The organism is Staphylococcus sp. NWU MKU2 (assembly GCF_033283605.1).
GTDB classification, from domain to species: domain Bacteria; phylum Bacillota; class Bacilli; order Staphylococcales; family Staphylococcaceae; genus Staphylococcus; species Staphylococcus haemolyticus.
In genome coordinates this window covers 473,088-487,493 of the sequence record NZ_JAVSMH010000001.1, presented here as the reverse complement: position 1 = coordinate 487,493, position 14,406 = coordinate 473,088, and the positions used below count along the sequence as shown (strand labels likewise).

The 14,406-nt window shown below is 31.3% G+C and carries 15 protein-coding genes; 12 read left to right on the top strand and 3 right to left on the bottom strand.

All coding sequences use genetic code 11. The features are described from left to right. The first annotated feature begins 32 nt into the window (after window positions 1-32). Entirely contained in the window at window positions 33-650 is a 618-nt protein-coding gene (locus tag SBL15_RS02590; RefSeq protein WP_011276491.1) for a DUF47 domain-containing protein, read from the top strand. A 14-nt stretch (window positions 651-664) separates the two neighbouring features. After that, window positions 665-1,669 carry an inorganic phosphate transporter gene (locus tag SBL15_RS02585; RefSeq protein WP_053017208.1) on the top strand — a complete coding sequence of 335 codons (1,005 nt, stop codon included), beginning with the start codon at window positions 665-667 and terminating at the stop codon, window positions 1,667-1,669. Between the two features lie 201 nt (window positions 1,670-1,870). Here SBL15_RS02585 and SBL15_RS02580 read toward each other — a convergent pair whose 3' ends face one another. Next, window positions 1,871-2,689 (bottom strand): LysM peptidoglycan-binding domain-containing protein, encoded by an 819-nt coding sequence (locus SBL15_RS02580; RefSeq protein WP_053041164.1) that lies wholly within the window; start codon window positions 2,687-2,689, stop codon window positions 1,871-1,873. A gap of 529 nt (window positions 2,690-3,218) precedes the next feature. On the opposite strand from SBL15_RS02580, the gene SBL15_RS02575 reads away from it, so the two are divergent. The 5 genes from SBL15_RS02575 to SBL15_RS02555 all read left to right on the top strand — a co-directional run bounded on the left by SBL15_RS02575 (window position 3,219) and on the right by SBL15_RS02555 (window position 8,184). Next, entirely contained in the window at window positions 3,219-3,848 is a 630-nt protein-coding gene (locus SBL15_RS02575) for a Bax inhibitor-1 family protein (RefSeq protein ID WP_411840601.1), read from the top strand. Window positions 3,849-4,169: 321 nt separating this feature from the next. Next, window positions 4,170-6,317, top strand: a complete 2,148-nt coding sequence (locus tag SBL15_RS02570) for a helix-turn-helix transcriptional regulator (RefSeq protein ID WP_107612015.1) — start codon at window positions 4,170-4,172, stop codon at window positions 6,315-6,317. Between the two features lie 148 nt (window positions 6,318-6,465). Beyond that, a complete protein-coding gene (locus tag SBL15_RS02565) occupies window positions 6,466-6,825 on the top strand; it encodes a transcriptional regulator, SarA/Rot family (RefSeq protein WP_053017212.1) in 360 nt (119 codons plus the stop codon). Between the two features lie 154 nt (window positions 6,826-6,979). After that, window positions 6,980-7,696, top strand: a complete 717-nt coding sequence (locus SBL15_RS02560; protein ID WP_011276485.1) for a YebC/PmpR family DNA-binding transcriptional regulator — start codon at window positions 6,980-6,982, stop codon at window positions 7,694-7,696. Then, the gene (locus tag SBL15_RS02555; RefSeq protein WP_107612016.1) at window positions 7,696-8,184 is read left to right on the top strand and encodes a cupin domain-containing protein; all 489 of its coding nucleotides are present in this window, start codon (window positions 7,696-7,698) and stop codon (window positions 8,182-8,184) included. The genes SBL15_RS02560 and SBL15_RS02555 overlap by 1 nt, the downstream gene beginning before the upstream one ends. A 59-nt stretch (window positions 8,185-8,243) precedes the next feature. Here the strand turns inward: SBL15_RS02555 and SBL15_RS02550 are convergent, their stop codons facing one another. After that, complete coding sequence (locus SBL15_RS02550) at window positions 8,244-9,347, bottom strand: 5-methyltetrahydropteroyltriglutamate--homocysteine S-methyltransferase (RefSeq protein WP_107612017.1); 1,104 nt, start codon at window positions 9,345-9,347, stop codon at window positions 8,244-8,246. A 221-nt stretch (window positions 9,348-9,568) separates the two neighbouring features. On the opposite strand from SBL15_RS02550, the gene SBL15_RS02545 reads away from it, so the two are divergent. The 4 genes from SBL15_RS02545 (at window position 9,569) to SBL15_RS02530 (ending at window position 12,929) form a co-directional block, all read left to right on the top strand. Continuing rightward, window positions 9,569-10,180 carry a DUF402 domain-containing protein gene (locus SBL15_RS02545; protein WP_016930913.1) on the top strand — a complete coding sequence of 204 codons (612 nt, stop codon included), beginning with the start codon at window positions 9,569-9,571 and terminating at the stop codon, window positions 10,178-10,180. Between the two features lie 142 nt (window positions 10,181-10,322). Then, entirely contained in the window at window positions 10,323-11,177 is an 855-nt protein-coding gene (locus tag SBL15_RS02540) for a LysR family transcriptional regulator (RefSeq protein WP_037536488.1), read from the top strand. Between the two features lie 43 nt (window positions 11,178-11,220). Then, window positions 11,221-12,441 (top strand): MFS transporter, encoded by a 1,221-nt coding sequence (locus SBL15_RS02535; RefSeq protein WP_053017216.1) that lies wholly within the window; start codon window positions 11,221-11,223, stop codon window positions 12,439-12,441. Continuing rightward, entirely contained in the window at window positions 12,441-12,929 is a 489-nt protein-coding gene (locus SBL15_RS02530; RefSeq protein ID WP_107612018.1) for a DUF456 domain-containing protein, read from the top strand. The genes SBL15_RS02535 and SBL15_RS02530 overlap by 1 nt, the downstream gene beginning before the upstream one ends. Window positions 12,930-13,082: 153 nt before the next feature. Here the strand turns inward: SBL15_RS02530 and SBL15_RS02525 are convergent, their stop codons facing one another. Further along, complete coding sequence (locus tag SBL15_RS02525) at window positions 13,083-13,772, bottom strand: DUF1129 family protein (protein ID WP_011276478.1); 690 nt, start codon at window positions 13,770-13,772, stop codon at window positions 13,083-13,085. Window positions 13,773-13,897: 125 nt separating this feature from the next. Between SBL15_RS02525 and SBL15_RS02520 the strand changes: the two genes are divergently transcribed. Continuing rightward, the gene (locus SBL15_RS02520) at window positions 13,898-14,347 is read left to right on the top strand and encodes a GNAT family N-acetyltransferase (RefSeq protein WP_107613857.1); all 450 of its coding nucleotides are present in this window, start codon (window positions 13,898-13,900) and stop codon (window positions 14,345-14,347) included. Window positions 14,348-14,406: the final 59 nt, after the last annotated feature.

Below are 14,406 nucleotides of genomic sequence, written 5' to 3'. Positions count from 1 at the left end.
TTGGAAACGATCGCTATAATGGAGGCTTTATAATGTTTACTAAGAAAAAGGATAAGTTCATGGTTCAATTAGAGGAAATGGTATTTAATTTGGACCGTGCTGCAGTTGAATTCGGGAAAATGGATTTCAATACGCACTTAGATTTAAAAGCTTATTCTGACAATATCAAGACATATGAGTCACATGGTGACGAATTAATGCATCAAGTTATTACGGATTTAAATCAAACATTTATTACACCAATTGAACGTGAAGACATTCTATCTTTATGTAATGCAATTGATGACGTTCTTGACGCAATGGAAGAAACTTCAGCAATGTTTGAAATGTATTCAATTGAATATACAGATGAATACATGGCAGAATTCGTAGAAAATATCCAAAAAGCAGTAGCGGAAATGAAATTAGCTGTTGGTTTATTAGTTGAGAAGAAATTATCTCACATGCGCATTCATTCTATTAATATTAAAGAATTTGAAACAAATTGTGATGGCATTTTACGTCAATCTATTAAACACATTTTCAACAGTGAAACAGATCCAATCACACTAATTAAAATAAAAGATATTTATGAAAGCATGGAAGAAATCGCAGATAAATGTCAAGTTGTAGCAAATAATTTCGAAACGATTATTATGAAAAATAGCTAAGGGAGTTTTAATTTATGGAATATGTATTAATTATCACTATAGCTATCGTTATATTTTCTTTAATCTTTGACTTTATCAATGGATTCCATGATACAGCCAACGCGATTGCTACAGCAGTATCGACACGTGCCTTGACTCCTAGAACTGCAATATTTTTAGCGGCAATTATGAACTTTATCGGTGCTTTAACATTTACTGGTGTTGCCGGTACAATCACTAAAGACATTGTTGATCCATTTAAGTTACATAATGGGTTAGTAGTTGTATTAGCCGCTATTTTAGCAGCAATCATTTGGAATTTATTAACATGGTTTTATGGTATTCCAAGTTCATCATCTCACGCATTAATAGGTTCAATCGCTGGTGCAGCGATTGCAGCACAAGGATTTGGTGTACTTCACTATCAAGGTTTTACTAAGATTATTATTGTTTTAATCATTTCACCAATTATTGCATTTTGTGTCGGATTCATTATGTACACAATTGTTAAAATTGTCTTTAAAAATGCTAACCTTACTCGAGCGAATCGTAATTTCCGATTCTTCCAAGTATTTACAGCAGCATTACAATCATTCTCACATGGTACGAACGATGCACAAAAATCAATGGGTATCATTACATTAGCTTTAATCGTTGCTAATATTCAAGATCCTACAAACGTTGAGCCGGCATTATGGGTAAAAGTTGCCTGTGCAACTGCAATGGGTCTAGGTACTGCAATTGGTGGATGGAAAATTATTAAAACAGTAGGCGGAAACATTATGAAAATTCGCCCAGCAAATGGTGCTGCTGCTGACTTATCATCAGCATTAACAATATTTGTAGCTTCATCATTACACTTCCCATTATCTACTACACACGTTGTATCATCATCAATTCTTGGTGTAGGTGCTTCTAACAGAGCTAAAGGTGTTAAATGGAACACTGCACAACGTATGATAATTACATGGGTTATTACATTACCAATCTCTGCGATTTTAGCCGCATTGATATTCTATGTTATGAACATTTTCTTATAATATATTAAAGAAGGGCTAGCGATACATTGTCGCTAGCCCTTCTTTAATATATATGAAGTAAGACATAATAGAATTTAAATCATCTTTTGAATTCAAGTTGAAACAGTGGGATGATTTATTAAATTTTATTATTTTATTGCAGAAAAAAAGAGCAATCCAATTGAACTTAATTAGCTGCTCTTATACTCTATATTTAATTTCTTAGTGAATGAAGTTGTAGCTTGAAACTACAGATGCAGGAATTGTTCTAGTATTAGTGTTATATGGTCCGTTAGCATAATTCATTTCTGAAATTAAGATACTACCATCAGCATTAACACGTTCAACATAAGCTACGTGTCCATAGTAGCCAGTAGTTGTTTGCATGATTGAACCTACAGTTGCGTTATGATCTACTGTATAACCATCTGCTGCTGCATTACCTGCCCAATATTTTGCATCTGACCAATAAGTACTAATTGGTTTACCAGCTTGAGCACGTCGGTCGAATACGTACCATGTACATTGACCAGCAGTATATAGGTTTTGGTGACTAAATGTTGGACTAGAATAACCGCCACTTCCGCCTACATTATTGTTTGTACTAGGATTTGTTTTACTAGGTGTTGTAGTTGAACCATTAGGTATTTTTAATTTTTGATTTGGTGTAATTAAGTAACCTGATAAATTATTGGCTTTCATTAATGCATTGACAGTTACACCATTTTTACTAGCAATTGCATATAAAGAATCGCCAGCTTTTACAGTATATGTTGATGAAGAAGTTGTTGCATTTGAACTGGCATTGTTAGAGTTATTACTGCTGCCCCCAATAGTAATAACTTGACCAGGGAAAATCATATTGTTTGAAAGATTGTTGCTCTTCTTAATACTATCTACAGATGTATTATATTTACTAGCGATGCTCCAAAGCGACTCGCCGGATTTTACAGTATGTTGTGTTGATGCTTCAGCATTATGGTTTGATAATACTGCAACTGCTCCGGTTGCGACAGAAGCTGCGACTGCTAACTTTTTCAACTAAATATCCTCCTTGAGAAAATTGATTTTATTTATAATTAATAAATTCCTAAACTATTAATTTATCTTATATATTCATTTACATATATCACGTATTCATACTATCAAAAAAAAGACACAATTTGGGCGTTGTTATTATCTTGTAATATTGTTAATATTTGTCTCTTATTATGTAAAAGCGTCTAATCTATTGATATGATAGCATTCATTAAATGTTTGACTGCACATTTTAGTAAAAAAATTAAGCGATTTGTAATATTTCTATTAGAAATAAATATGAGTTGAGTGGAAAAATTTAAGCTCAAAATGGCTTAACAATAGGCTTTAAGGTTGTGTTAAATTTAATTGCAGTGCATATTTTGCGGTCTAGTATTAATAACTAATGTAAATGTAATTGTAGAAAACATATCATTCGTTAATGATTTATTTTTTGAAAAGTAGTTAGAATGCGATACAATCATGTTGAAAAAGTGATATCTGATAAGGAGAGATTTATTGTATGTCTCAGTCGTATAACAATACACACCACATGAAGACAAAACATCGAGATAAAGATAGAACGCGTGATTACGCCAAGGTATGGCTATTTTTTATGTATTATTGGATTATATTTGGAATTGGATGTTACTTCGGACAATACTTACCTTTGGAATGGAGACGTCCTTTATCTATAGCATTATTAGTACTTATTTTGGCAACATTATTTATTCAACGTGCGCGTAAGTATGGTTTGGTTATTTCGCATATTTACGCCATTATTGTAGGTCTTTTATCATACGCTACTTTTACAACCTATATGCAAAATTTAGGACCAGAGGTCTTCTATAAGAATGTCTTATTAGCAATTGGCGCATTTATAGTTTTCGGTATTTTAGGTTTTTTCATTATTAATGATGCTTCTAGTATTGGTAAATATTTATTTGTAACATTAATTGCGTTAATTATTGCCGGGTTGATTGGAATGTTCATTCATAATCCTATATATCATACTGCCATTACGGTTGTAGGTTTAATACTTTTTCTATTATATACATTGTATGATTTCAATCGTATGAAGCGGGGGAATTTTTCACCACGTGAAATGGGTTTTAATCTATTTATTAATTTATTGAATATTATAAAAGATGTATTAAGACTTGCAAATCGCTTTAAAAATTAAATAAGAAAGAATATAATGAGAAACTATATCTTTGAGATGTCTACGTGTTGCATTCAATGATTTTATTTTGTTTAGTAATTGTATGATTGATCGTATTACTATATACATGATTGAATTTGAAGCAATAACGGGACATTTTTTTATCAAATTCATAACTTAAATTAATAATAACAAGAAATTAATTTATAAAAAATTGTATTTTTGATTTGTTTATCATGTTGTGGTAAATTTACATTTAATCACCATGATAGTGCTAGGAAACAAAAAGGGAATTAGTACAACATTTAGAAAGACTATCATGAATTAGAAAGAGGTTAATCAATGTCTAATACCAATATTCATATATTGACTAAGAATGAATACAAAATGACACGTTGCCAAGACGGTATTATTCTGTTGTTTCCGATAGAAGGTCAACTTAAACTTCAGCACTTTACTAAAACTGTTAACGTCGAAAATGACATTTACGTTATTAATAATACAGATATTTTTTCAATTCTAAAAAATAAAAAAACCATCATGCTTTATATCGCTAGTGATTGGTTTAGAGATCGCCATTTTGATTTCTTCAATTATAAATACTCAACTAATCTAGTTAAGTCCATTAACTCCATTAAACGCATATTATTGCAACTTGCCCTAAACCATTTAAACGCAGACTCAGTTTCTGAAGATACTACATATATTACTTCTGTTGTTGATATTATTGGGAAAGAAGGCGCCATTGAGAAATCAATCGCAAATCATCAATATAATTTCTCTTTTTACGGTGAATTAAGCGAAATATTAGAATATATCAATCAAAATATTACTAAGAAATTAACGCTAACGGGTATAGCATCAAAATTATTTACTTCTAAATCTAATCTTTCGGCACAGTTTAATCAATTGCTAAATATGGGTTTCAAGACATATGTAGATACTTTAAAAATTGCAAATTCATTTGAATGGCTATTAACAACGGAATACACGATAAGTTTAATAAGCGAAAAAGTAGGATTTAGCAATGCTTCAAGTTATTCTAAAACATTTAAAAATTATGTTGGCATGACTCCCAACGAGTACCGATACTGTGATAGATATGAAAAATCTATTGATATGGATTATGAAATTATAAGCGAAGGAAATATTGACTACATTAATCAATTAATCAAGATTAAACAACAATATTATAACCAACACGATGATCATATAATCTACGCAGATTCAACAATTGGTTCTACTGTGAATCCGTATTATTTAGTGCTTCAAATTAATACTATAGAAGAAATAAGATTATTATTTTTTCAAGATTTTGCACGACCTTTGTATTACGAACACTCAACATTGAAGTTTTATTTAAATGTAGATATGCGTGATATTAAAGATCAAATGACAAAGTATGAGAGACAACGATTGTTTGAATACATCATTATTAATGAATTAAATGTAGTATTTAGACTGGAAGATTTAACGTTAACGGATTTTTTAGAGTCTAATTTTGAGGATGTAGCAAACTACTTCAGAGAACATCAACTTCCTACGAGTGGTAATCATAAATTAGGTCTTATATTTGATTTAGATGAAGTGAATTTGAAATCCATTTATCGAATTATTTTAAAAATACAGCATAAAACGCAACAATTTTCATTTGGGTTAGAAATAAGTAAGCTACTAAACGACCCTGTATTGTTTAAAACATTAGAATCACAAATCAAACGCATTAATTTTGAATTTTTATATATTGATAATGCACAACTAAAAATGCCTTACCTAATTGAACAGAATGAACATTTACTGGTGAAAAATATATTACGATACCAAAATATTAGACAAATATTAAAGCAATTTGATCTAGAAGATCAGAAAATAATATTTTTAAATTTTGAAAACCACAAATTTTTAAATAGTAAATATAATGATTTGAATAATAGTGCACCTTTATTAATTGAGACATTTGTGAGAACAGCGTCATATTTTAACGGAATTGGCTTTAACTTCAAGCATAGTGGTAATTTGTTTAATGCACTTCACATATTCGATGAAAACGGTTTTAAGTCGATATTAGGAGCGATTTTAGAGCAACTCATTGAAATTAGTATGAAACCCAAATTATTTAATGAAAATTACATCTTAATTGACAATGAAGACCAATATACTGTTCTAATTTACGATTGGCGTGTTTTAGAAAGTGAATCATTGCAAGTCAATTATGATCAAACAGATATATTTATTGATTTTACAGATGATGTATTAAAAGATACCTATTTAGTTCAAATTCAACTCATCGATGACTATAACGGTAATATTAATCATCTTATTTCTCAGCGTATTAGAAAAAAACATAAATGGTCAAAACGATTTTTAAGAAAACTAGATTATTTAATTCATCCAACATTTCAAATGATAGAACATAACTTTAATAATGCACCTCTTCAAATTAAACTTAATTACAATGCGTTGTATATCGTTAAAATTTTAAAAAAATAAAATCTACTCAATTGTGTTTTGCGCAACTATATTTAACATTGTTAGTAAATTCGACAAAAATTTCTAAACAAAGTTATAGGACATACCTAAAAATATAAAGGATAATAGTAATTAAGTTGTCTGCTTATATTTGGAGGTGCAAAAATCATTGAATAATGACAAATTAAATAGATTACTAGAATTCTATAAACAATATAAAGCATTGTCAGAGTACATAGATAAACAATATAAGTTGACATTAAATGATTTGGCTTTGCTCAAACTTGCTCATGAACATATTGCTAAAGATCAAATGTTAATGCAAAAATTTCTAAAAATAGCAATTAGTGAGTTAGAGTTAAGTAGAACTAAATTATTAGTCTCAATTCGACGACTTATAGAAAAAGAAAGACTAAGTAAGGTTCGATCAACTGAAGATGAGAGAAAAATTTTTATCTATATGGATGAGAAGAATGTTAAAAAATTCGATGCTTTATTCAATGATGTTGAAGAATTCTTAGATATTTAATTTAATATGTTGAACGAGAATACTGACAAAGACATTCTGTCAGTATTTTTTTATGCTTATTTTTACTTCGTACAATGCGTTTATTTCCTTTTTAGACAATGCTTTATTAATGCTATATAATAAGGAGTATTGAGTATGAAAGTGAGATGACATTATGGGACGTAAATGGAATAATATTAAAGAGAAAAAGGCCCAAAAAGATAAAAATACAAGTAGAATATATGCGAAATTTGGTAAAGAAATATATGTAGCAGCCAAATCTGGTGAACCAGATCCTGAATCTAACCAAGCATTAAGATTAGTACTTGAAAGAGCGAAGACGTATTCAGTACCTAATCATATTATTGATAGAGCAATTGACAAAGCTAAAGGTGCTGGTGATGAAAATTATGACCACCTACGTTACGAAGGCTTTGGACCAAGTGGTTCAATGCTTATCGTAGATGCATTAACTAATAATGTAAACCGTACGGCTTCAGATGTGAGAGCTGCTTTCGGTAAAAATGGCGGAAATATGGGTGTATCAGGTTCTGTAGCTTACATGTTTGATCACACGGCTACTTTCGGCATTGAAGGTAAATCAGCTGATGACATTTTAGAGGCATTAATGGAACAAGATGTTGATGTTAGAGATGTAATTGAAGATGGAGATCTTACAATCGTTTATGCCGAACCAGACCAATTTGCTCATGTACAAGATGCATTACGCCAAACAGGTGTAGAAGAATTTAAAGTTGCTGAGTTTGAAATGTTACCTCAAACTGATATTGAATTATCAGAGGATGACCAAGCAACATTTGAGAAATTAATTGATGCACTCGAAGACCTTGAAGATGTTCAAAATGTTTTCCATAATGTGGATTTAAAATAATGAAGAAAAATGCAGATTATTGGATTAAACAACTTGATCTAACACCTCATCCAGAAGGTGGCTATTATAAAGAAACAATTCGAGAAACAACAAATGAGGCACAACGTGCACCATTCAGTAGTATATACTTCTTGTTAAATACTGGTGATATTTCTCATTTTCATCGTATCGATGCGGATGAAGTATGGTATTATCATGCAGGTGAATCTTTGACCATTCATATGATTACACCTCAGGGGAGCTATCAATCAGTACAATTAGGTGCTTCAATTGAAAATGGCGACGTATTGCAGTATTTAGTGCCTAAAGGTACTATTTTTGCATCGAGTTTAACAGACAGAGAAGGCTATAGCTTGGTTGGATGTATGTGCCAACCAGCATTTGATTTTAATCATTTTGAATTATTCACACAAGATGAGTTGTACAGTATGTATCCTCAACACGAGGCAATTATTAAACAGTATGCCTTATTAAACAGAGACCAATAGACTTAAAAACACAAAGTTAGATTCATCTAACTTTGTGTTTTTTAGAATTCGATAAGGTACTAATTAGCGCTGCCTAATAACTCATTAGATAGCTCTACGACATATTTTAATTTAGTCCATTGTTGTTCTTCTGTGAGCTGATTACCTTCTTCAGTTGAAGCGAATCCACATTGAGGACTCAAACATATTTGATCTAGGGAGATGTATTGTTGTGCCTCTTTAATACGTTGTTTAATTAATTCTTTATCTTCAAGTTCGGGTGTCTTAGAAGTAATTAAACCTAGTACGGCATAAGCATCCTTATCAAAATAGCGTAAAGGCTCAAAGTCGCCAGAACGCTCATCATCATATTCTAAGAAAAATCCATGCAGGTGCTCTTTAAATAAATACGGAGCAATCGCTTCGTAACCACCTGAAATTGCCCATGTTGATTGATAATTACCACGACAAATGTGTGTAGTTAAAATTAAATCTTTTGGAAGACCTTCGACAGCATCATTTATTACCTTATATGCTAATTCACGAGCTTGAACTTTTTCTTCATCTGTACGTTGACGTCCTCGAACTTTATGTGTACCGTCAGTCAGACCAGCCCAATATACATCGTCTATTTGTATGTATCTTGCACCTAAATCATAAAAATGTTGCAATGATTGGCGATAAGCTTCAGAAATATCATGAGCAAAGTCTTCAATATTTGGATAAATATCTTCATTCAATATGTTAGGGTGGAATAATTGGTTTGGACTCGGAATTGATACTTTTGCGGTAGCGCGTCCATTAACTCTGTCATATAAGAACTTGAAATGGTCAAAATGGGGGTGATTAGGATTATATCTAACTTTATCAACTACTCTTACATTATGGGCACGCGTTTCTAGCCCTTCAAATTCTAGCCCGTGTTCAGGAGTGTAACCTTCGACACCATCTAGATTTTCTAAGAAATCAAAGTGCCACCAACTTCTTCGAAATTCACCATCAGTAATACTATGTAAACCTATTTCTAATTGCTTCTCTATAATACGGTCGATTTCCTCATCTTCTATTTGTTTTAACTCTGCACCACTGATTTCATTTTGATTATATTTAGCGCGAGCGTCCTTTAATCTTTGAGGTCGTAACAAACTTCCAACATGGTCTGCTTTAAAAGGTCTGTAAGTCAATAGCAGTTCCTCCTTTATCAATTTATTTAGAATTTTCAGATAATATAAACATAAATTATCAAATACGAGTATTTTTGTCAATTTTCCCTAAAAATTAATTAGTTGTAGTAAAATAAAATTGAAAATTTTTATATGTTTATGTGCGTAATTCAATTAAAAACGACCAAAGATGACATCAATTAGTTAGTTTAATATAATAATGACAAGGAGTTGGTGGCTTTATGAAAATTAAATATATAGATAAACGTCACTGGCGTCGCCTATTAGAACGTGATTACATAGAAGTTAAGGTAAATAATAATAGATTTAAGGGTATTATTGGCTTGGTCACGATGAAGAAGGTTCGTGAACCTTTAGAGGTGACGGTAGTAGGCCAGAATATAATTGTTGCTGATGACAATTATCAATGGTTGCAAATTTTGCCGGAAAAGAAACGATATAGTATTACTGCAATGTTTGATGATAAAGGAAATCCATTGGAGTATTACTTCGATATCAATATTAAGAATATTACTCAAAAGGGCAATGCTAGAACACTCGATTTATTCTTGGATGTGCTTGTGTTACCATCAACTGGAGAATATGAGCTCGTTGATGAAAATGATTTGAAATTAGCATTAAAAAATGAACAAATCACTAAAAAGCAATATCATGAAGCTTATATGATTGCGCATCAATTGATGATTGAAATCAATGAAAATTTTGATGATGTTAATAATCGAATTATGTATTGCTATAACAAGATGGTTGGTAAGTTGAAAAAGCCAAATTATAATAAGACGTATAAAAAACATATTCAACATCATAAGCCACATGTAAATAAAGGGAAATGATGGAACTCTAAGCCTTTAATATTAGGAGCGAAGCGGAACGATAAGTAAATGTGAAGCATTGTTTATATAGTTTTCGTTTCGGTCTTAAATTTTTTTGTTGCTCATAGCCATGTTCATGAATAAACATTAGTAGGGGGAAGCTATGAAAATAGAAGACTATCGATTATTAATTACATTAGATGAAACCAAGACGTTACGTAAAGCAGCAGAAATATTATATATTTCTCAACCAGCTGTAACACAACGACTTAAAGCAATAGAGCATTCATTTGGTGTAGACATATTTATTCGTACAAAGAAACAATTAATCACTACCACTGAGGGTGCTATGATTATTGAGCATGCTCGTGACATGTTAAAACGAGAGCGTGTATTTTTTGATAAAATGCAAGCACATATTGGAGAAGTGAATGGTACCATTTCAATCGGCTGTTCATCATTGATTGGTCAAACGTTATTACCAGAAGTATTAAGTTTATATAATTCACAATTTCCAAATGTTGAGATACAAGTTCAAGTAGGTTCTACAGAACAAATTAAAGCAAATCATAGAGACTATCATGTGATGATAACTCGAGGAAATAAAGTAATGAACTTGACTAATACACACCTCTTTGACGATGATCATTATTTTATCTACCCAAAAGAAAGAAAGAGCGAGGTTTCTAAATTACCTTTCATAGAGTTTCAAGCTGATCCTATCTATATTAATCAAATTAAAGAATGGTATAATGAGAATCTTGGACAAGACTATCACGCAACGATAACAGTGGATCAAGTTGCTACATGCAAAGAAATGTTAGTAAGTGGTGTAGGGGTTACGATTCTTCCGGAAATCATGATGAGAAATATAGATAAAAATATGTTTGAATTTGAAAAGGTAAACATCGACAATCAACCACTTATTCGCTCAACGTTTATGAGTTATGACAGTAGCATGTTACAACTCCCTCAAGTTGAGTCATTTGTTACTTTGATGCTTAACTTTATTCGCTAATCATTGAAACACGTGTAATTAAAAAAAGAATAGAGGTAGAAAAATGTTTGCAGCATTGTTGCATATAAAAAACTACAAATTATTCGTTGTGAATATGATGCTTTTAGGTATGGGGATTGCCATCACAGTACCTTACTTCGTCTTATTCGCGACTAAAGAGCTAGGGATGACAACTAACCAATTCGGTATTCTACTTGCCCTAGCAGCAGTGAGTCAATTTACAGTCAATTCTATTGTCGCTCGCTTTTCAGATACGCATAGCATTAATAGAAAAGTACTCATCATTAGTGCACTTATGATGGGGGCTATTAGTTTCTCGATTTATTTTTATATTCATAATATTTGGTTGTTTATTATTGTATACGCTATTTTTCAAGGGTTATTCGCTCCAGCAATGCCACAATTATATGCATCTGCACGTGAATCCATTAACGTTTCATCTTCAAGAAATAATGCTAAATTTGCCAATACTGTTTTACGTTCTATGTTTTCTTTTGGTTTCTTATTTGGTCCGTTAATCGGAGCGTATTTAATTCAATTTATGGGATATGCTGGACTTTTTGGTGGCACCGTCTTTATTTTATTATTCACACTTGTTTTACAAATCTTCTTCTATAAAGATTTAAATTTATCAGCAAAAGAGCAAGTTGGTGGTACAGCCAATATTGAGAAGACTGCGCCTAATATGATTAAAGATAAAACACTATTTATTCCATTTATAGCATTTATTTTATTACATATAGGTCAATGGATGTACACAATGAATATGCCGCTATTTGTCACAGATTATCTTAAGGAGCAAGAGGGATATGTAGGAACGCTAGCAAGTTTATGTGCCGGCTTAGAAGTTCCCTTCATGGTTATATTAGGTATGTTATCTGCTAAGTTAGCTACTCGAACGTTGTTAATCATAGGTGCTATTAGTGGTGGTGCCTTCTATTTTAGTATTGGTGTTTTTGAAAATATCTATGCTATGATGATCGGACAAATCTTCTTAGCACTATTTTTAGCTATCTTACTCGGATTAGGTATTAGCTATTTCCAAGATATTTTACCTGATTTCCCAGGTTATGCTTCAACATTATTTGCGAATGCAATGGTGATTGGACAGTTGTTAGGAAATTTATTAGGTGGTGCAATGAGCCATTGGGTTGGATTGGAGAATGTTTTCTTCGTTTCAGCAACATCTATTTTCATAGGAATGATATTGATATTCTTTACGAAAGATCAAAAATATACGGAAGCGGATGTGAAAGTTAAGTAATGGAAGTTGTTTTATGGATATTAATACTATTATCATTTGTTTTAGCATTTGTAGGTTTAATTAAACCTATTATTCCATCTGTACTTGTGTTATGGGTAGGATTCTTAATTTATCAATTTGGATTCTCTCAAGATGGGTTATCATGGATATTTTATGTAGCTATGATTTTGTTCACTGTATTTATTTTAGTATCTGACTTTTTAATGAATAAATACTTTGTAAATCGCTTTGGCGGTTCTAAATTGGGTGAGTATGTAGCGTTAATAGGTGTGATTGTTGGATGCTTCGTCTTTCCACCGTTCGGTATTATCATCGTACCTTTTATAGCAGTGCTCATTGTAGAATTAGTGCAAGATTTTGATTTTGGAAAAGCACTTAAAGCAAGCATTGGATCTGTAGTAGCATTTTTAGCGAGTTCGGTTGCACAAGCGTTAATTATGTTCATTATGGTCATTTGGTTCTTTATAGATGTGTTTTTAGTAGGATAATTAAAAAAAGGTTAAGTCATTTATATCAAAGTGGTTTTGAGTTTTCAATTCGTTTTTTGAGAACATCATTGCACACGTATGATACAGATGCTTAACCTTTTTTATTTTTTATAAAATGCTACTTTACAAGTCTTAGTTCATTGTGACAACGTATTATAAGATAGTATTTGAATCCTTGTTAACAAAATGATGTTGTATATAAAAAGCGATTGGCGTAATGATGGCTGAAATTATAATAAATGACCAATTACTAATAAGAATGTAAGGACCAAAAGCTAAAAATGATTGCGGAATAAAAAAGACATAAAATAGAGCGACTAACAGTAAAGCGATAATAGTGTAATTAAATAACCACACCCAATGTGAATTATTGAAACTTTGAAGTTGAACCGTCTTAAATATGACTAATATAAACATAAAGATAATAAATAAACCTGCTATGACACTAATCGGAAATGTATACAAGTAAACTTCATTATTATCTCCACCAATAAAAAAGCCAATAAAGCCTTTAAAGAAACAAAAAATACCAATTAAAAAAATAAAATTCCTAAAAATATACTTAAATATATTTTGAAACGTTTCATTAGGCAATGATTTAATTTCTTTTTTAGCATGTGCTTTTGGATTATGTTCGAAAAACTCTAATGCTAACGTACCTTCATTCTCAGCTTCTAATAATCTTTTTAATATACGACTTAGCATTACCTCACTGTCATGCGGATTGACGCGTAAATCAGCGCGGATGTATGTCATATAATTTTCAAAGATTTCTCTATCTGTATTATTTAGGCGCAATGATTTTACATTATTTTCACGTGCTAATTTCGCAGTGGATTTCATTGACTAAGCTCCTTAACGTCTAAACTTATTTTATTTTTAAAAATAATAGATTATTATATGTTAAATATGGATAATCATACCATAGATAAATATAGAATATAATGTATAACATAAAGGAAGTCATTATGCGAAAACTAACTGTTAAAGATATGGAATGGATTGAATCCATCGCGAAGATACAAGAACATTATATTGAAAAGCGAGAAATACATTACAATGCGACACATCTATCAATTGGATTACGTCAAGATATGATTATTCAACGATTAAAGCACAGTAATGATATAATTTTAATTGAATTGAGCGAAGACACACGACGCTTAATTTCGTTTATTTGGGGTCATTTTGAGGCAGTTCAAGAAAAAGTAATCACTGAGATGATATACACAGACCCTCATTTTCGAGGACTGGGTCATGCTAAGCGTCTAAAGATTGCTTTAGAAAATTGGGCGATTGAAATGGGTGCTAAATCAATTGAAGGTATGGTTGATGCTACAAATGATGCAATGATTGAGTTCAATAAAGCGAATGGTTATGCGATAAGTCATGTAAAAATGCGTAAAGACCTAAGGTAAACAAATGAATAGGTTCTTAATTCATGTTAAAATAATATTACTCATTCGTAATAAAGGAG

What these genes read in the sequence shown, in the direction of transcription:
- SBL15_RS02590 (WP_011276491.1), top strand. Translation starts at nt 33, where the DNA reads ATGTTTACTAAGAAAAAGGATAAGTTCATGGTTCAATTAGAGGAAATG.
- SBL15_RS02585 (WP_053017208.1), top strand. Translation starts at nt 665, where the DNA reads ATGGAATATGTATTAATTATCACTATAGCTATCGTTATATTTTCTTTA.
- SBL15_RS02575 (WP_411840601.1), top strand. Translation starts at nt 3,219, where the DNA reads ATGAAGACAAAACATCGAGATAAAGATAGAACGCGTGATTACGCCAAG.
- SBL15_RS02570 (WP_107612015.1), top strand. Translation starts at nt 4,170, where the DNA reads ATGTCTAATACCAATATTCATATATTGACTAAGAATGAATACAAAATG.
- SBL15_RS02560 (WP_011276485.1), top strand. Translation starts at nt 6,980, where the DNA reads ATGGGACGTAAATGGAATAATATTAAAGAGAAAAAGGCCCAAAAAGAT.
- SBL15_RS02555 (WP_107612016.1), top strand. Translation starts at nt 7,696, where the DNA reads ATGAAGAAAAATGCAGATTATTGGATTAAACAACTTGATCTAACACCT.
- SBL15_RS02545 (WP_016930913.1), top strand. Translation starts at nt 9,569, where the DNA reads ATGAAAATTAAATATATAGATAAACGTCACTGGCGTCGCCTATTAGAA.
- SBL15_RS02540 (WP_037536488.1), top strand. Translation starts at nt 10,323, where the DNA reads ATGAAAATAGAAGACTATCGATTATTAATTACATTAGATGAAACCAAG.
- SBL15_RS02535 (WP_053017216.1), top strand. Translation starts at nt 11,221, where the DNA reads ATGTTTGCAGCATTGTTGCATATAAAAAACTACAAATTATTCGTTGTG.
- SBL15_RS02530 (WP_107612018.1), top strand. Translation starts at nt 12,441, where the DNA reads ATGGAAGTTGTTTTATGGATATTAATACTATTATCATTTGTTTTAGCA.
- SBL15_RS02525 (WP_011276478.1), bottom strand. Translation starts at nt 13,772, where the DNA reads ATGAAATCCACTGCGAAATTAGCACGTGAAAATAATGTAAAATCATTG.
- SBL15_RS02520 (WP_107613857.1), top strand. Translation starts at nt 13,898, where the DNA reads ATGCGAAAACTAACTGTTAAAGATATGGAATGGATTGAATCCATCGCG.